We start from the raw sequence: 17451 nt of genomic DNA on the forward strand, positions 1-17451 counted from the left end.
GCCGGCCCCGACCGAGCCGGGCAGGGTGTCCTTGGCCAGCGAGGTGATCGACTCCCCCACGCTCGCGACTGTCTGCTGCGACCACACCAGCCCCGACCTCCCCGCATGGACTGCGGCCCAGGCGTCCGACTCAGGTTCCCGGGAAGCCGTCATCGCGTGCCTCCTTCGGGCCGTTCCCGCGGCCGCCGCTCACCTCGAACCTAATCCCTCCCGGCGAGTCGATGCAACGATCGCCCGGCTCGGCCCCGCCGGGGCCGGTTCCGGCGCCGACCCGCCCGCAGAACACTCCGGAAACGAGAATCCGGACGTCTGGTGCAGCGATCCTTCGATGGTGAGGGCCCCGTGCCGGTAGGTCGTGGCCGCCCCGCCGAAGTCGTCGTTGCGTTCGAGAACCAGGACCCGATGTCCTGCCCTGGCGTACAACGCTGCGGCCGTCAACCCGCCCAAACCCGATCCGATCGTGATCGCGTCGTATCCGTCGGTCATCGCGGTATCCCCCTCGCGTGCGGACCGGTTTGTCCGATCCCGGCACGGAACAGCCGTGATGGACTGCTGACAGTGCATTCGCGACCCGGTTCCAGGGAGCGACGCTCTAGACAACCATGTCAGGGCAAACAGCGACGGGACCGACTCCCGCACCGGGAGCCCGGGGTAACCGAAGCTACGACCCCGGCGCCGGCAACTGCCCGACATACACCGCGGGCGTGGCACCGGCTGGGGCGGTCTCACCGAGCACCCACCCGGCCACATCCCCTGCCCGGCCCCGCGCGAAGACGGCCCCCACCCGAGTCGACCGCTCGCCGGGTGCCGGCACGGGGACAGGAGTGCACCCCTCCGGGGTCATCGCGACTCGCTCGGACCCGAGGTTGTGGAACGGAGTCCGCGTAGTTCGGTGCGCAGTTCGTCGGCGTGTTCGCGGGCAGCGTCGACTTGGGCGCGGGCGGCGGCGGTTTCGGCGCGGGCGGCCGCGTTCGTGTTCGGCGGCTGCGTCCTCGTCCGCCCGGATCCCCGCGCTCGTCACGGAACCGTCAGCCGAGGAACACCGCGACCCGGTCCACCAGCTCGAGCAACGGCTGCGGGAAGACACCGAGCGCCACGGTCACCACCGCGCCGGCGGCGATCGTGACGGTCGTCAGGGCGCTGGGCGCCACGACCGCGGGAGCGTCGCGGTCCGGCTCGTCGAAGAACATCAGCACGATGACGCGCACGTAGAAGTACGCCGCGACGGCGCTGCTGACCACGCCGACGATCACGAGCGGAACGGCGCCGCCGCCCGCCGCCGCCCCGAAGACGGCGAACTTGCTGACGAACCCGCTGGTGAGCGGGATGCCGGCGAACGCGAGCAGGAACAGGGCGAACACCGCGCCGACGAGCGGCGAGCGCCGCCCGAGGCCCGCCCAGCGGGACAGGTGGGTCGCCTCCCCGAGGTCGTCGCGGACCAGGGTCACGACGGCGAACGCACCGAGAGTGCTGAAGCCGTACGCGAACAGGTAGAACATCGTCGACGCCAGCCCGGCCCGGTCGGCGGCGATCAGACCGGTGAGGATGAAACCGGCGTGGGCGACCGACGAGTAGGCCAGCATCCGTTTGACGTCGTTCTGCGTCACGGCCAGCACCGAGCCCGCCACCATCGTCAGGATCGCCACGCCCCACAGCAGGGGACGCCAGTCGTCTCGCAGTCCGGGCAGCGCCACGTAGAACACGCGTAGCATCGCGCCGAACGCCGCGATCTTGGTGGCCGCCGCCATGAAGGCGGTGATCGGCGTGGGGGCCCCCTGATAGACGTCGGGGACCCAGGAATGGAACGGCACCGCGCCGATCTTGAACAGCAGACCCACCGCGAGCATCGCCGCACCGATCACCACCAGCGCGTCGCCGTCCGCGCGGACGGCGACGGCGTCGGCGATACCTGCCAGGCGCACGGTGCCCGCGTAGCCGTACAGCAGCGCCACCCCGAACAGGAAGAAGGCCGAGGAGAAGGCGCCGAGCAGGAAGTACTTCAGGGCCGCTTCCTGGGAGAGCAGGCGCTGCCGACGGGCCAGGCCGCACAGCAGGTACAGCGGCAGCGACAGGACCTCGAGCGCGATGAACATGGTGAGCAGGTCGTTCGACGCCGGGAACAGCAGCATCCCCCCGACGGCGAACAGCACCAGCGGGAACACCTCGGTCTGGGACATCCCCTGCGCGGCGGCCTCGCGCTCGGCGACGCTGCCCGGCACCACGGACGCCTGCGGGGCGAACGCGTCGGCCCCGCCGCGCCCGGTCGCCACCGCCGCGCCCGGCCCCTCCGGCGTGGCACCGCGGGCATTCGGCTCGATGCCGCGTTCGGCGACGAGCAGCACTGCGAGGATCGAGACGAGCAGGATGGTGCCCTGCAGGAACAGGGTGGGTCCGTCGACCGCGACGGCGTCGACCGCGGCGCTGTACCCGGGTGCGGCGCCGGCGGCGAAGTCCAGGCCCGCGGCGAGGACGACGACGGCCACGAACGCGGCGCCGAGACCACCGAGCGCGAGCAGCAGGTGGCTCGCGTACCGGCCGCGGCGGGGAACGAACGCCTCGACGAGCACCGCGGCAACGGCCACCCCGAACACGATCAGCATGGGAGAGAGCGGGCCGTAGCGGAGGTCGGGAGCCGGAATCGCCTGAGCGAGAACGAGGGTTCCGTTCAAGGGAGTCACCTGTGCGTCCCTCCGTGGGTGTCGGTGCCGGTCCCGCCCGCGACGGGCTCGGGCGGGGCGGCGGGCTCCGGATCGGGCCGGTCGACGGTGACCAGGACCTGGTCGACCGCGGGGGTGATCACGTCGAGGGCCGGCTTGGGGTAGACGCCCAGGACGAGGAGCAACGCGATGAGCGGCACCACGACGGCGAGTTCGCGGGGCACCAGGTCGCGCACGTGCTCGTTGCCGCCGGTGACCGGTCCGGTCATCATGCGCTGGTAGAGCCACAACACGTAGATCGCCGACAGGACGAGCGCGAGCACCGCGACCACGGCGGCGACCTGGTAGCGCGGATAGGTGCCGACCAGCACCAGGAATTCGCTGACGAACGGTGCCAGGCCCGGCAGGGACAGGGTCGCCAGTCCCGCGACGAGGAACGTCCCGGCCAGGACGGGGGCGACCTTGCGGACGCCGCCGTACGCGGCGATCGCGCGGGATCCGCGCCGGGAGACGAGGAACCCGGCGATCAGGAACAGCGCGGCGGTGGAGATGCCGTGGTTGACCATGTACAGCGTCGAGCCGGCCTGGCCCTGGCTGGTCATCGCGAAGATGCCGAGGATGATGAACCCGAAGTGCGAGATCGAGGTGTAGGCGATCAGACGCATCACATCCGTCTGACCGATGGCGACCGCCGCGCCGTAGACGATGCCGATCACCGCGAGCGTGACGATCACGGGCGCGAAGTACACCGACGACTCGGGGAACAACTGCAGGCAGTAGCGCAGCATGCCGAACGTGCCGACCTTGTCGACCACGGCCATCATCAGCACCGCCCCGGCGGGGGTGGCCTGCACCGCGGCGCCGGGCAGCCAGGTGTGGAACGGCCACAGCGGCGCCTTCACGGCGAACGCGAACATGAAACCGAGGAACAGGGCGTGGAGCACCACGGTGTCGGCACCGAGACCGCCGTCGGTGACGGCGGCGACGATCTCCCGGAAGTCGAACGTGCCGGCGCCCTGCCGGGCGGTCACCACGTACAGTCCGATCACCGCGGCCAGCATGATCAGCCCACCGAACAGGTTGTAGAGCAGGAACTTCACCGCCGCGCGGGAGCGCCGGCCCCGATCTCCGAGCCGATCCCCGAAGCCCCCGATGAGGAAGTACATCGGGATGAGCATCGCCTCGAAGAAGATGTAGAACAGCAACACGTCGAGCGCGGTGAACGAGACCATCACCATCGCCTCGACCGAGAGCATCAGCGCCATGTACAGGTGTGTGGTTCGCCGCGGCGTGGAGGGGCGGGCGGTGCCGGTGGGCTCGGCCGGTGTCGTGTCGTTCCAACCGGCCAGCATCAGCAGCGGAAGCAGCACCGCGGTGAGCAGCACCAGCACGAGCGCGATGCCGTCCACGCCCAGCGTGTAGCGGGTGCCCAGGGCCGGGATCCACGAGTGCGATTCGACGAACTGGTACTGCTCGCCCGCCGGGTCGAATCCGATCGCCAGCACGCACGCCACCACGAGCACCACGGCCGCGACCGCCAGCGCGGCGCCCTTGGCGAGGCTCCGCATCCGGGCGGGAATCGCCAGGACGACGACGGCGCCGACGAGCGGCACCACCCACAGGGTCGTCAACCAGGGAAAGTTGCCCACTACAGCCTCCCCAGCATCATCGCCGCGACCACGACGGCCGCGCCTACCAACATGGACAAGCCGTAGGACCGCACGAACCCGGTCTGCAGGTGCCGCATCCGGGCGGAGAGGGCGCCGACCGTGGCGGAGATCCCGTCGACCGCCCCGTCGACGGCCTTGTCGTCGACGGTCACCAGGGTCGTGGTCAGGGACCGTCCGGGCCGCATGAACACCGCCTCGTTGACGGCGTCGCCGTAGAGATCCCTGCGGGCGGCGACGGTGAACGCCGACACGTCGGCGGGGGCGGCGTCGGGGATCTCGCGCCGGGCGTACTGCCGGTAGGCCACCGCGACACCGGCGAGCACGACGGCGAGGGTGAGGGCGGTGATCACCCACACCGGGAGCAGGTGTTCGATCTCCGTGGCCCCCACCACCGGTTCGAGCCAGTTCTGCAGCGCCCCGCCAAGAGTGAGGGCGGCACCGGCGCCGACCGAGCCGAGGGCGAGCAGGACCATGGGCGCCGTCATCACGGCGGGCGCCTCGTGGGGGTGGACGTCGGCGGCCCAGCGACGTCTGCCGAAGAAGGTCATCAGCATCACCCGCGTCATGTAGAACGCGGTGAGGCCGGCCCCGAGCAGGGCTGCCGTGCCGAGGACGATCCCTTCCGCACCGCCGGCGCCGAACGCCACCTCGATGATCTTGTCCTTGGAGAAGAACCCGGCGAACGGCGGAATGCCGATGATCGCGAGGTAGCCGAGACCGAAGGTGACGAACGTGATCGGCATGACGGTGCGCAGGCCGCCGTAGTGCCGCATGTTCACCTCGTCGTTCATCCCGTGCATCACCGATCCGGCCCCGAGGAACAGGCCGGCCTTGAAGAAGCCGTGGGTGAGCAGGTGCATGATCGCGAAGGCATATCCGGCGGGACCGAGGCCCGCGGCGAGGACCATGTAGCCGATCTGGCTCATGGTCGAGGCGGCGAGTGCCTTCTTGATGTCGTCCTTGGCGCACCCGATGACAGCTCCGAACAGCAGGGTCACCGTGCCCACGATCACCACGGCGAGTTGCGCGGTGGGGGCGAGGTCGAAGAGCACGTCGGACCGGACGATGAGGTAGACGCCCGCGGTGACCATGGTGGCGGCGTGGATCAGTGCCGACACCGGTGTCGGGCCCTCCATCGCGTCACCGAGCCAGGACTGCAGGGGCACCTGGGCGGACTTGCCGCATGCGGCGAGCAGCAGCACGAGGCCGAGTGCGGTGAGCACGCCGTCGCTCGCTCCGTCGGCGCCGGCGAAGACGTCGTCGAACGTCACGGACCCGAACGTCGCGAACATGATCATCATGGCGACGGCCAGACCCATGTCGCCGACACGGTTGACGACGAACGCCTTCTTCGCGGCCGTCGCGGCGGACGGTTTGTACTGCCAGAACCCGATCAGCAGGTACGAGGCGAGACCGACGCCTTCCCAGCCCACGTACAGGCCGAAGTAGTTGTCGGCGAGGACGAGCAGCAACATCGCCGCGAGGAAGAGGTTGAGGTAGGCGAAGAACAACCGGCGTCCGGGAGCGGAGCCTGCGGAGCGACCCGACGCCCCCGCAGCGGAGCCTGCGGAGCGACCCGACGCCCCCGCAGCGGAGCCTGCGGAGCGACCCGACGCCCCCGCAGCGGAACCAGCGGAGCGACCCGACGCCCCCGCAGCGGAGCCAGCGGAGCGACCCGACGCCCCCGCAGCGGAACCAGCGGAGCGACCGGAGGGGTCGGGGCCGTGCGCCATGTACCCGACGGAGTAGACGTGGATGAGCGAGCCGACGCCGGTGATCAGCAGCACGAAGCACATCGACAGCTGGTCGAGCTGGAGACCGAAGTCGATCTGCAGTCCCGCGACCGGCACCCACTCGAAAAGGTCCTGGTTCACGGCGCGGTCGGCGGTGTCGCGGCCGAGCATGTCGACGAAGAGGGCGATGCCGAGCGCGAACGAGGCCAGTGCCGTCGCGCAGCCGAGCAGGTGTCCCCACGTGTCGCTGCGCCGGCCGGTCAGCAGCAGTACGACCGCGCCGAACAGCGGCAGCGCGGGCAGCAGCCAGACCGTCGACGAGATCCCGTTCATGCCGGTCCACCCGTCGGGGCGCCGGCTGTCGTCTCGGGCACGGTCGTCTCGGGCACAGTCTCCTCCTCGTGCGTGGGCGGACGGGTGTCGTCCGGGGGCGTCAGTACTTCAGGAGGTTGGCGTCGTCGACGGAAACCGAACGCCGGGAACGGAAGATGGTCATGATGATCGCGAGGCCGACGACGACCTCGGCGGCGGCGACGACCATCGTGAAGAACGCGATGACCTGGCCGTCGAGATTGCCGTGCATACGCGCGAACGTGACGAACGCCAGGTTCGCGGCGTTGAGCATCAACTCGATACACATGAACACGACGATCGCGTTGCGGCGCAGCAGGACGCCGGCCGCGCCGATGGTGAACAACAGGGCGGACAGGTACAGGTAGTTCTCGGGGTTCACCGCGATTCCTCCTCACCCGACGACCCGCCGCGCGGTGCGTCGCTCTCGCGCGGTCCGGCGTCGTCGACGGTCACGGCGCGCTGCCGGAGCACTTCGCTGACCGACAGGTCCGAGTACGACCCGTCGGGCAGCCGGGCCGGCACGTCGACGGCGTTGTGCCGGGCATAGACGCCGGGACTCGGCAACGGGGTGGCGCGACCACCGGCGCGGAAGCGTTCCTGCGACAATTCCCGCTGGGTCTTGCGCAGCCCGAATCGTTCCCGGTGAGCGAGGACCATGGCGCCGATCGTGGCCGTGATCAGCAGGGCGCCGGTGAGTTCGAACGCCCAGACGTACCGCACGAAGATCAGCTCGGCCAGGCCGGTGATGTTGCCGGCGGCGTTCGCTGCGTCGAGGCCGGCGAACTCGGAGACGGCGGCGTTGCCGAGACCGCCGACGAGCAGCAGGCCGAATCCGAGGCCGGCCGCGATCGCGGCGACCCGCTGGCCGCGCAGCGTCTCGACGAGCGAGTCGGAGGAGTCGACGCCGACGAGCATGACCACGAACAGGAACAGCATCATCACCGCCCCCGTGTAGACCACGATCTGCACGACTCCGAGGAACAGCGCATCCTGGGCGATGTAGAACACCGCGAGGATGATCATGGTGACCGCGAGGAACATCGCCGAATAGACGGCCTTGGACGCGGCGACGACGCCGAGTGCGCCGAGCACCGCGAGCGTTCCGAGGATCCAGAACAGCACGGCCTCGCCGGTGGAGGTGCGGGTGACGGCTTCGGCCGTCAGCAGGGCCGGCGTCATCGGGTCCATCGAGACCACTCCCCTCTCCGCCGGTCACGCCACATCGCGACCGCCTCGCGGCTGCGTCGGTTCCCGGTCGGGTGCGACGGCGTCCTCCCCCTGCCCGGCAGCGGCCGTGGTGGTGCCGGGCGCGGCCTCGGTCACCGCGCCGAGGTAGTAGTCCTCGTCGGTCGTGCCCGGGTACATGTCGTGGGGTGGTGCCACCATGCCGGGCCCGAGCGGGGCGAGCAGCCTGGTCTTGTCGTAGATCAGGTCGGTCCGGTTGTCGTCGGCCATCTCGTACTCGTTGGTCATGGTCAACGCCCGCGTCGGGCAGGCCTCGATGCACAGACCGCATCCGATGCAGCGCAGGTAGTTGATCTGGTAGACGCGTCCGTAGCGCTCCCCCGGCGAGTATCGCCCGTCGTCGGTGTTGTCCGCGCCCTCGACGTAGATGGCGTCGGCGGGGCACGCCCAGGCACACAGCTCGCACCCGATGCACTTCTCGAGCCCGTCGGGGTGGCGGTTGAGCTGGTGGCGGCCGTGGTAGCGCGGTGCGGTCGGTTCCTTCTGCTCGGGGTATCGCTCGGTCTGGGCCTTGTCGAACATCGCCCGGAAGGTGACGCCGAATCCGGCGATGGGATCGAGGAAGTCAGGCATCGCGATTCTCCTCGGTGGTCGGATCGCCACGGCGCCCGCTCTCGGCGGCTGCGGTGACGGGGGTGCGCCGACGCCGCGGTGGCAGCGTCTGGCCGGGTAACGGCGGGACGGGGAAGCCGCCGGCCATCGGGTCGAACGGTTGCTCGGTTTCGGCAGTGACCGCCGGGCCGCCGGGGGTGCCGGTGGGCCGGACGCGACCGGAGCTCATGCGGTTCCACAGCAGCGACGGCACTGCCAGGGCGACGACCACGCCGGTCGCGGCGAGGACGATCTGCCACCGGTCCAGGCCCTCCGTGCGCAGGACGCGGATCACGGCGACGACCATGATCCAGCCGAGCGCCACCGGGATGAGCACCTTCCAGCCGAGATTCATGAACTGGTCGTAGCGCAGCCGCGGCAGCGTGCCGCGCAGCCATACGAACAGGAACAAAAATCCCCACACCTTGAGGACGAACCACAGCAGCGGCACCCAGCCGGAGTTCGCGCCCTCCCACATGTTCAGCGGCCACGGTGCGCGCCAGCCGCCGAGGAACAGGGTGGTGGCCAGCGCCGAGACCGTCACCATGTTGACGTACTCGGCGAGCATGAACATCGCGAACTTCAGCGACGAGTACTCCGTGTGGAAGCCGCCGACGAGTTCGCCCTCGGCCTCGGGCAGGTCGAACGGTGCCCGGTTCGTCTCGCCGACCATGGACGTGACGTAGATGAGGAACGAGGGCAGGAGCAGGAAGACGTACCAGGTGCCGTCCTGGGCGGCGACGATGCCGGAGGTGGACAGCGTGCCCGACAGCAGGAAGACGGCCGCGAACGAGAGCGCCATGGCGATCTCGTACGAGATCACCTGCGCCGTCGAGCGCAGACCGCCCAGCAGCGGATAGGTGGACCCGGATGCCCAGCCGGCGAGCACGATGCCGTAGACGCCGATGGACGTCGCAGCGAGGATGTACAGCACGGCCACCGGAAGGTCGGTCAGTTGCAGCGGGGTGCGCTGGCCGAAGACGGAGACCACCGGTCCGAGCGGGATGACGGCGAACGCCATGAACGCCGGCACCGTCGCGATGATCGGCGCGAGGACGTAGATGGGTTTGTCCACGCCCGCGGGAACGATGCCCTCCTTCAGGGCGAGTTTGACGCCGTCGGCGAGGCTCTGCAGCAACCCCCGCGGGCCCACCCGATTCGGTCCGACGCGCATCTGCATGCGCGCCAATATCTTTCGTTCCACGAGGATGGCGACGAGCACCGTCAACACCAGGAAGACGAAGACGGCCACCGCCTTGCCGACGACCAGCCACCACGGATCCTGACCGAACGCGGCCGGATCGGGGTACCCGGACTGCGCCGACAGGACCCCCGGCCCCGGTACCGTCGCAGCGCCGAACAGCGTGACGTCACTCATCGGCCACCCCCTGCGACGAGCGCTCCGCCCGGCCGATCCGGACGATGTCGCCCACGGACGCGGCCAGCTGCCGATGCACCGCGGACCCCGGCGAGTTGAGGGGCAGCCACACGACCCGGTCCGGCATGTCGGTGACCACCAGCGGCAGCGTGACCGAGCCGCGGTCCGTCGCGACGGTCACCGGGTCCCCGTCGTCCGCCGAGATCTCGGCGGCGGTGGCGACGGACAGGCGCGCGACCGGCCGCCGGGCGGTCCCGGCGAGATGCGGTTCACCGTCCTGCATCCGTCCGCGGTCGAGAAGCATCCGCCATCCGGCGAGCACCGCCTCACCGGTGCCGGGCGCCGGCGTGCCGCGCGGCGCGACGTCCGGTGACCCGGCGGCTTCGCCGTCCCAGGACCCCAGCGCGACGAGCTCGTCGACGGCGGCCGCGGCGTCGGCGAGCCCGAGCCGTATCCCCATCTCGTCGGCGATCGCGCCGAGCACCCGCTGATCGGGCAGGGCGCCGGTATTGCGCAGTGCGGCGGCGAAGGGGCGCTCCCGGCCCTCCCAATCGAGGAACGTTCCGGGTTTCTCCACGGCGGGGGCGACGGGGAAGACGACGTCGGCTCGGTCGGTGAGCGCGCTGCGCCGCAGTTCGAGGCTGACGACGAAGCCGGCGGCGTCGACCGCGGCGACGGCGGCGTGCGGATCCGGCAGATCGTCGACGTCGACCCCGCCGATCACCAGGGCCCCGAGGGTGCCGGTTGCAGCGCCGGCGAGGATCTGTCCGGTGTCCCGGCCGACGGAGGACGGCAGGTCCGGCACGCCCCATGCGGCGGCAACCTGGCGCCGGGCCTCGGCGTCGGTGACCGGGCGGGCACCGGGCAGAAGTCCCGGCAGGGCCCCGGCCTCGAGCGCACCGCGTTCCCCGGCCCGTCGCGGGATCCACGCGAGCCGCGCGCCGGTGTGGTCGGCGAGCCGGCCGGCGGCCGTCAAGGCGCCCGGGATTGCCGCCGTCCGCTCCCCCATCAGGACGACCGCCCCGGGTCGGGTCAGGAGTTCGGCCGTCTCGGTGACATCGCGGTCGCCGGGTCGGGCGCCGAGGCGGAGCGTGTCGAGCAGGTCCGGCTCGGTGCCGGGGACGGCCCGCAGGAGCCGTCCGCGCAGTTTCGTCAGGCCGCGGCTCGCGAACGGTGCGATCGCGGACACCGCCAGTCCTCCCTTGCGGACCGCTCTGCGCAGTCTCAGGAACACGATCGGCGACTCGTCTTCGGGTTCGAATCCGACGAGCAGGACGGCGGGGGCGTTGTCGAGGTCGTCGTACGTCACGGCTCCGGCGCCGGGCCAGCGCCCGGCGACGCGGGCGGCGAGGAACTGTGCCTCCTCCGCGGAATGCGGCCGCGACCGGAAATCGATGTCGTTGGTGTCGAGGCCGAGCCGGGCGAACTTGCTGTAGGCGTACGCGTCCTCGACGGTGACGCGGCCGCCGACGAGCACCCCGGTACGGCCGCGCGCGGCGGTCAGGCCACGGGCGGCGACGCGCAGGGCGTCACGCCACGAGGCGGGCGTGAGCGTGCCGTCGTCGCCCCGCACCAGCGGGGTGGTGAGACGGTCGGGCTGGGTGGCGTAGGTGAAGGCCCATCGGCCCTTGTCGCAGTTCCACTCCTCGTTGACCTGCGGGTCGTCGCCGGCCAGCCGGCGCAGCACCGTGCCGCGCCGGTGGTCGGTGCGTTGGGCGCAGCCGCTGGCGCAGTGTTCGCACACGCTCGGGCTCGACACGAGGTCGAAGGGCCGGGCGCGGAACCGGTAGGCCGCTCCGGTGAGTGCGCCGACCGGGCAGATCTGCACGGTGTTGCCGGAGAAGTACGACTCGAACGGTTCCTTCTCGTAGATGCCGACCTGCTGCAGGGCACCCCGTTCCATCAGTTCGATGAAGGGGTCGCCGGCGATCTGCTGGGAGAACCGCGTGCACCGGGCGCAGAGGACGCATCGCTCGCGGTCCAGGAGGATCTGCGCGGAGAGCGAGATCGGTTTGGGGAACGTGCGTTTGGTCTCGGTGAACCGGGACTCGGCACGCCCGTTCGACATGGCCTGGTTCTGCAGGGGGCATTCGCCGCCCTTGTCGCAGACCGGGCAGTCCAGCGGATGGTTGATCAGCAGCAGCTCCATCACGCCCTTCTGCGCCTTGTCCGCCACCGGGGAGGTCAGCTGCGTGTGCACGACCATGCCGTCCGTGACCGGGGTCGTGCAGGAGGCGACGGGTTTGCGTTGGCCTTCCACGTCGACGAGGCACTGGCGGCAGGCACCGACGGGTTCGAGCAGCGGGTGGTCGCAGAAGCGGGGAATCTGGACGCCGAGCAGTTCCGCGGCGCGGATGACGAGGGTGCCTTTCGGGACGCCGATCTCGACGCCGTCGACGACGACGGTGACCAGGTCCGGTGCGGGCGGCAGGCCGGTGGTGTCGCGGTTGGTGTGGACGCTCATCGGGCACCTCCGTCGTGCGGTCGGTTCGCGCCGGCCCCGGCCATGACGGTGGACAGGTGCGGGTCGAACGGGCAGCCGCCCTGCTCGAAGTGCGCCAGGTACTCGTCGCGGAAGTGCCGGATCGAGGAGGTGACGGGGCTGGTCGCCCCGTCGCCGAGTGCGCAGAACGACCTGCCGAGGATGTTGTCGGAGAGGTCGAGCAGGGTGTCCAGGTCCGTTGCGGTTCCGTCGCCGCGCTCGAGCCGTCGCAGGATCTGCACGAGCCAGTAGGTGCCTTCGCGGCAGGGGGTGCACTTGCCGCAGGACTCGTGCGCGTAGAACTCGCTCCAGCGCAGCACCGCGCGCACTACGCAGGTGGTGTCGTCGAAGATCTGCAGTGCCTTGGTGCCCAGCATGGATCCGGCGGCGGCGACACCCTCGTAGTCGAGGGGGACGTCGAGGTGCTCGTCGGTGAACAGCGGCGTCGACGAGCCGCCGGGGGTCCAGAACTTCAGCCGGTGCCCGGCCCGGACACCGCCCGCGTAGTCGAGCAGCTCCCGCAGGGTGATGCCCAGGGGCGCCTCGTACTGGCCGGGGGTCGCCACGTGACCGGACAGGGAGTAGAGCGTGAAGCCCGGGGACTTCTCGGTTCCCATGGAGCGGAACCATTCGATCCCGTGGTGCAGGATCGACGGCACGCTCGCGATCGACTCGACGTTGTTGACGACGGTCGGGCGTGCGTACAGCCCCGCGACGGCGGGGAACGGGGGTCGGAGGCGGGGTTGGCCGCGCCGGCCCTCGAGGGAGTCCAGGAGCGCGGTCTCCTCCCCGCAGATGTAGGCCCCGGCGCCGGCGTGGACGACGAGGTCGAGGTCGTAGCCGCTGCCGAGGATGTCGCGGCCGAGGAAGCCGGCGGCGTAGGCCTCGGCGACGGCGGCCTGCAGCCGGCGCAGCACCGGCACCACCTCGCCGCGGACGTAGACGAAGGCGTGCGCGGCGCGGATGGCGTATGCGGCGATGACCGCACCCTCCACGAGGGCGTGCGGGGTGGCCAGCAGCAGGGGCATGTCCTTGCAGGTGCCCGGTTCGGATTCGTCGGCGTTGACCACCAGGTAGTGGGGTTTGCCGTCGCCCTGGGGGATGAAACTCCACTTGACCCCGGTGGCGAACCCGGCGCCGCCGCGGCCGCGCAGCCCCGCCTCCTTGACGGTGCCGATCACCTCGTCGGGGTGCATGCGCAGCGCCGTGCGCAGGCCCTCGTAGCCGTCGTGGCGGAGGTAGGTGTCGAGGGTCCAGGATTCGGGTTCGTCCCAGTAGCGGCTCAGGACAGGGGTCAGCGTCACGTCAGCCTCCCTCGGATCGGGGACCGGCGGCCGGGTCCGGGCCGGAGGGGTGGTCCGGTTCCGGCGCCCGCATGCCCCGTTCCCGGGCGATGCGCAGACCGGCGAGCGATGCCGCTCCTGCGCTGCCGCCCGCCGCCACGGCGCCGGGCCGCTCGTCCGGAAACCCGGCGAGGATGCGGGCGGTCTGCCGGAAGGTGCACAGCGGCGCGCCCCGGGTGGGGGTGACGGGCCGGCCGGCGCGCAGGTCGTCGACGAGCGCACGCGCCGAGTCCGGGGTCTGGTGGTCGAAGAACTCCCAGTTGACCATCACGACGGGCGCGAAGTCGCAGGCCGCGTTGCACTCGAGGCGTTCGAGGGTGACGGAGCCGGCGCTCTCGCCGCGCGAGTCCGGCGTGGTGTCCGAGCCCGGGTCCGAGGCGGTGCCGGCCGCGGGACGCTGCCCGAGGTGGTGTTCCAGCGCTTCGAGGATCTCGTCGCCGCCCATGATCGCGCACAGGGTGTTGGTGCAGACACCGACGAGGTAGTCGCCGGTGGGTTCGCGCCGGTACATGGAGTAGAACGTGGCGACCGCCCCGACCTCGGCTCCGGTCAGTCCGAGCCGGCCGGCGCAGAACTCGACACCCGCGGGGGTGAGGTAGCCGTCCTCGGACTGCACCAGGTGCAGCAGCGGCAGCAGGGCCGAGCGCGGCTGGGGATAGCGACCGACGATCTCGTCGGCGTCGGCCTCGAGGCGGGCACGGACGTCCGGGGGGTAGTGTTCGCGGGCGCCGGGCCGCGCCAGCCGGGACGGTTCGTCGGGGCGGACGCCGAACGGGATGAGCACCGGCCCCGTGGCCGGGTCCGGGTCGATCGCTACTCGCGGTTGCTGCGTCACCGGTCCACTCCCCCCATCACGGGATCGATGCTGGCGACCGCGGCGATGACGTCGGCGACCATGCCGCCCTCGCACATCGCGGACACCGCTTGCAGGTTCGTGAAGGACGGATCCCGGAAGTGCACCCGGTAGGGCCGGGTGCCGCCGTCGCTGACCATGTGCACCCCCAGTTCCCCGCGGGGGGATTCGACGGCGGTGTACACCTGGCCGGGTGGGACGCGGAAGCCCTCGGTGACGAGCTTGAAATGGTGGATCAGGCCCTCCATCGAGTTGCCCATGATCTTGCGGATGTGCTCCGGGGAGTTGCCGAGACCGTCCGCGGCGAGCGACAGGTCGGCCGGCCACGCGATCTTCTTGTCCTCCACCATCACCGGACCGGGACGCAGCCGGTCGAGGCACTGTTCGACGATCTTGATCGACTCCTTCATCTCGTCGATCCGGATCAGGTAGCGGCCGTAGGCGTCGCAGCCGGTGTCGGTGCACACCTCGAACTCGTAGGTGTCGTAGCCGCAGTACGGTTGTGCCTTGCGCAGGTCGTGCGGCAGGCCGGTCGAGCGCAGCACGGGTCCGGTGATGCCGAGGGCCATGCACCCGGTCAGGTCGAGGTAGCCGATCCCCTGGGTGCGGGCCTTCCAGATGTGGTTCTCGTTGAGCAGGTTCTCCATGTCCCGCAGTCGCCGCGGCAGCAGCGCGAGCAGGTCGCGGATCTTCTCGACCGCGCCGTCCGGCAGGTCCTGCGCGAGTCCGCCGGGCCGGATGTAGGCGTGGTTCATGCGCAGACCGGTGATGGTCTCGAACACGTCGAGGATCAGTTCGCGCTCGCGGAAACCGAGGAACATGGCGGTCATCGCACCGAGTTCCATGCCGCCGGTGGCGAGGGCGACCAGGTGCGAGGAGATCCGGTTGAGTTCCATGAGCAGCACCCGCACGACGGTGGCTCGTTCGGGGATCGCCTCGGTGATGTCGAGCAGCTGCTCGACGCCGAGACAGTAGGCGGTCTCGTTGAAGAACGGGGACAGGTAGTCCATCCGGGTGACGAACGTGACGCCCTGGGTCCAGGTGCGGTATTCGAGGTTCTTCTCGATGCCGGTGTGCAGGTAGCCGATTCCGCAGCGCGCCTCGGTGACGGTCTCGCCTTCGATCTCGAGCACGAGCCGCAACACTCCGTGGGTCGACGGATGCTGCGGTCCCATGTTGACCACGATGCGTTCGTCGCCGCGGTCGGCGGCCGCGGCGCGGGCGGCCTCGACGATGCTGTCCCAGTCCTCGCCGACGACGGTGTGGACCGGTCCTTCGGTCAGGTCGGTCATGTGTACGCCCTCCGCTCGTCGGGCGGCGGGATCTCCGCTCCGTGGTACTCGACGGGGATGCCGCCGAGCGGATAGTCCTTGCGCTGAGGATGCCCCGACCAGTCGTCGGGCATCTCGATGCGGGTCAGCGACGGGTGCCCGTCGAACACGATCCCGAAGAAGTCGTAGGTCTCGCGCTCGTGCCAGTCGTTGGTCGGATACACCTCGTACAGCGACGGGATGTGGGGATCGGCATCCGGGGCCGACACCTCGAGCCGGATGCGGCGGTTGTGGGTGATCGACATCAGCGGGTACACGGCGTGCAGTTCGCGGCCGGTGTCCTGCGGGTAGTGCACCCCGTCGACGCCGAGGCACAGTTCGAAGCGCAGGTCCGGGTCGTCGCGCAGGCGCCGGGCCACCTCGGGGAGGTGCTCCCGCCGGACGTGGAAGGTCAGCTCACCGCGGTGGACGACGACCTTCTCGATCGCGTCCTCGAACGCCGTCCCCGATGCGGCGACGGCGTCGCGCAGGGCGTCGGCGACGTCGTCGAAGTAGCCGCCGTACGGGCGCGGGGTGCCGGCGGGCAGGGTCACCGGGCGTACGAGCCGCCCGTAGCCGGAGGTGTCACCGCTGCCGCGCACGCCGAACATGCCCTGACGGACGCCGATCACCTCGGCGTCACCGGCGGGCTGCGCCGGCAGCGTTCCCTCGGGTCCGGTGGTGGCGGCCCGGTCCACCGGCAGCGAGGACCGTTCGTCGTCCGAGGGAGGGGTCATCGGGCCGCCCCCCGGGGAGTGGGCAGCACGGGCCGGCCGGCAGCCAGGGCCGCCTCCTCGGCGGCCTGCACGGCCTTCTCCCGGTCCACGCCGAGCGGCATCTGCTGGATCTTCTCGTGCAGCATCAGGACGGCGTGCAGCAGCATCTCCGGTCGGGGCGGGCAGCCGGGGAGGTAGATGTCGACCGGGACGATGTGGTCGACGCCCTGCACGATGGCGTAGTTGTTGAACATGCCGCCCGAGGAGGCGCACACCCCCATGGCCAGCACCCATTTCGGTTCGACCATCTGGTCGTAGACCTGCCGCAGCACCGGGGCCATCTTCTGGCTGACCCGGCCGGCGACGATCATGAGGTCGGCTTGTCGCGGCGAGGCCCGGAACGCCTCCATTCCGAACCGTGCGATGTCGAACCGCGGCGACACGGTGGTCATCATCTCGATCGCGCAGCACGCGAGCCCGAAGGTCGCGGGCCACAGCGAACCCTTGCGTGCGAAACCGGCGAAGCTCTCCACCGTGCTCAGCAGAAAGCCGCTCGGCAACTTCTCCTCGAGACCCATGTCCGACTCTTATCACTTTCGGTCGGTGTTCGAATCCATTACGGCACAATCCCATTCCCTGTCGCACCCAATACCTGCCGCGGTCAGTCCCAGCCGAGACCACCCCGCCGCCACTCGTAGACGTAGGCCACTGCGACGTTGAACACGAACAGCGCCATCGCGGCCAGCCCGAAGACCCCCAGGGCGTCGAGGTGGACGGCCCACGGGTAGAGGAACACGATCTCGATGTCGAAGATGATGAACAGCATGGCCGTCAGGTAGTACTTCACCGGGAACCTGCCGCCGCCCGGCGGCTGCGGGGTCGGGTCGATCCCGCATTCGTAGGCTTCGAGCTTGGCCCGGTTGTAGCGGCTCGGGCCGATCACCGAGGACACGACGACGGAGAACACGGCGAACGCGACCGCGATCCCGCCGAGCACGAGGATGGGGATGTAGACGTTCACGGCGCCTGGCTCCTCTCCGTGCGAGCCGGCCACCCGCGCCGACTCCGTTGCCCTTGCCGACCTCTCGGCCGCTGGGGCCGAACGATCACGAGGCGGTG

Annotated in this window: 15 protein-coding genes; all 15 read right to left on the bottom strand. The window is 70.5% G+C overall.

The window, feature by feature from the left end; all coding sequences use genetic code 11:
* Nucleotides 1–189 precede the first annotated feature (189 nt).
* The 15 genes from F1734_RS26490 to F1734_RS15165 all read right to left on the bottom strand — a co-directional run bounded on the left by F1734_RS26490 (nucleotide 190) and on the right by F1734_RS15165 (nucleotide 17353).
* Entirely contained in the window at nucleotides 190–750 is a 561-nt protein-coding gene (locus F1734_RS26490) for an NAD(P)-binding protein (protein WP_307718188.1), read from the bottom strand.
* Between the two features lie 278 nt (nucleotides 751–1028).
* The gene (gene nuoN / locus F1734_RS15100; protein ID WP_230831670.1) at nucleotides 1029–2600 is read right to left on the bottom strand and encodes an NADH-quinone oxidoreductase subunit NuoN; all 1572 of its coding nucleotides are present in this window, start codon (nucleotides 2598–2600) and stop codon (nucleotides 1029–1031) included.
* Between the two features lie 74 nt (nucleotides 2601–2674).
* Entirely contained in the window at nucleotides 2675–4306 is a 1632-nt protein-coding gene (locus tag F1734_RS15105; RefSeq protein ID WP_017681307.1) for an NADH-quinone oxidoreductase subunit M, read from the bottom strand.
* Nucleotides 4306–6393, bottom strand: coding sequence for an NADH-quinone oxidoreductase subunit L (nuoL, locus tag F1734_RS15110; protein WP_203010765.1), 2088 nt, complete (start codon nucleotides 6391–6393; stop codon nucleotides 4306–4308). The genes F1734_RS15105 and nuoL overlap by 1 nt, the downstream gene beginning before the upstream one ends.
* A 100-nt stretch (nucleotides 6394–6493) precedes the next feature.
* The gene (gene nuoK, locus F1734_RS15115; RefSeq protein ID WP_003937937.1) at nucleotides 6494–6793 is read right to left on the bottom strand and encodes an NADH-quinone oxidoreductase subunit NuoK; all 300 of its coding nucleotides are present in this window, start codon (nucleotides 6791–6793) and stop codon (nucleotides 6494–6496) included.
* Nucleotides 6790–7593 carry an NADH-quinone oxidoreductase subunit J gene (locus F1734_RS15120; RefSeq protein ID WP_040272775.1) on the bottom strand — a complete coding sequence of 268 codons (804 nt, stop codon included), beginning with the start codon at nucleotides 7591–7593 and terminating at the stop codon, nucleotides 6790–6792. Before F1734_RS15120 ends, nuoK begins: the two co-directional genes overlap by 4 nt.
* A 33-nt stretch (nucleotides 7594–7626) precedes the next feature.
* The gene (nuoI, locus tag F1734_RS15125) at nucleotides 7627–8232 is read right to left on the bottom strand and encodes an NADH-quinone oxidoreductase subunit NuoI (RefSeq protein WP_017681310.1); all 606 of its coding nucleotides are present in this window, start codon (nucleotides 8230–8232) and stop codon (nucleotides 7627–7629) included.
* Nucleotides 8225–9577, bottom strand: a complete 1353-nt coding sequence (gene nuoH, locus F1734_RS15130; protein ID WP_051059603.1) for an NADH-quinone oxidoreductase subunit NuoH — start codon at nucleotides 9575–9577, stop codon at nucleotides 8225–8227. Before nuoH ends, nuoI begins: the two co-directional genes overlap by 8 nt.
* A 43-nt stretch (nucleotides 9578–9620) precedes the next feature.
* A complete protein-coding gene (locus F1734_RS15135; protein ID WP_203010766.1) occupies nucleotides 9621–12092 on the bottom strand; it encodes an NADH-quinone oxidoreductase subunit G in 2472 nt (823 codons plus the stop codon).
* Nucleotides 12089–13414, bottom strand: coding sequence for an NADH-quinone oxidoreductase subunit NuoF (gene nuoF / locus F1734_RS15140; RefSeq protein ID WP_203010767.1), 1326 nt, complete (start codon nucleotides 13412–13414; stop codon nucleotides 12089–12091). Before nuoF ends, F1734_RS15135 begins: the two co-directional genes overlap by 4 nt.
* 1 nt (nucleotide 13415) lies before the next feature.
* A complete protein-coding gene (nuoE, locus tag F1734_RS15145) occupies nucleotides 13416–14288 on the bottom strand; it encodes an NADH-quinone oxidoreductase subunit NuoE (protein ID WP_010595347.1) in 873 nt (290 codons plus the stop codon).
* On the bottom strand, nucleotides 14285–15598 hold the full coding sequence (nuoD, locus tag F1734_RS15150; protein WP_010595346.1) for an NADH dehydrogenase (quinone) subunit D: 1314 nt from the start codon (nucleotides 15596–15598) through the stop codon (nucleotides 14285–14287). The genes nuoE and nuoD overlap by 4 nt, the downstream gene beginning before the upstream one ends.
* The gene (locus tag F1734_RS15155) at nucleotides 15595–16353 is read right to left on the bottom strand and encodes an NADH-quinone oxidoreductase subunit C (RefSeq protein ID WP_174557598.1); all 759 of its coding nucleotides are present in this window, start codon (nucleotides 16351–16353) and stop codon (nucleotides 15595–15597) included. The genes nuoD and F1734_RS15155 overlap by 4 nt, the downstream gene beginning before the upstream one ends.
* Nucleotides 16350–16910, bottom strand: coding sequence for a NuoB/complex I 20 kDa subunit family protein (locus F1734_RS15160; protein WP_010595344.1), 561 nt, complete (start codon nucleotides 16908–16910; stop codon nucleotides 16350–16352). The genes F1734_RS15155 and F1734_RS15160 overlap by 4 nt, the downstream gene beginning before the upstream one ends.
* Before the next feature lie 83 nt (nucleotides 16911–16993).
* Nucleotides 16994–17353, bottom strand: a complete 360-nt coding sequence (locus tag F1734_RS15165; RefSeq protein ID WP_010595343.1) for an NADH-quinone oxidoreductase subunit A — start codon at nucleotides 17351–17353, stop codon at nucleotides 16994–16996.
* Nucleotides 17354–17451 lie beyond the last annotated feature (98 nt).

Source organism: Rhodococcus ruber, assembly GCF_016804345.1.
GTDB lineage: Bacteria > Actinomycetota > Actinomycetes > Mycobacteriales > Mycobacteriaceae > Rhodococcus > Rhodococcus ruber.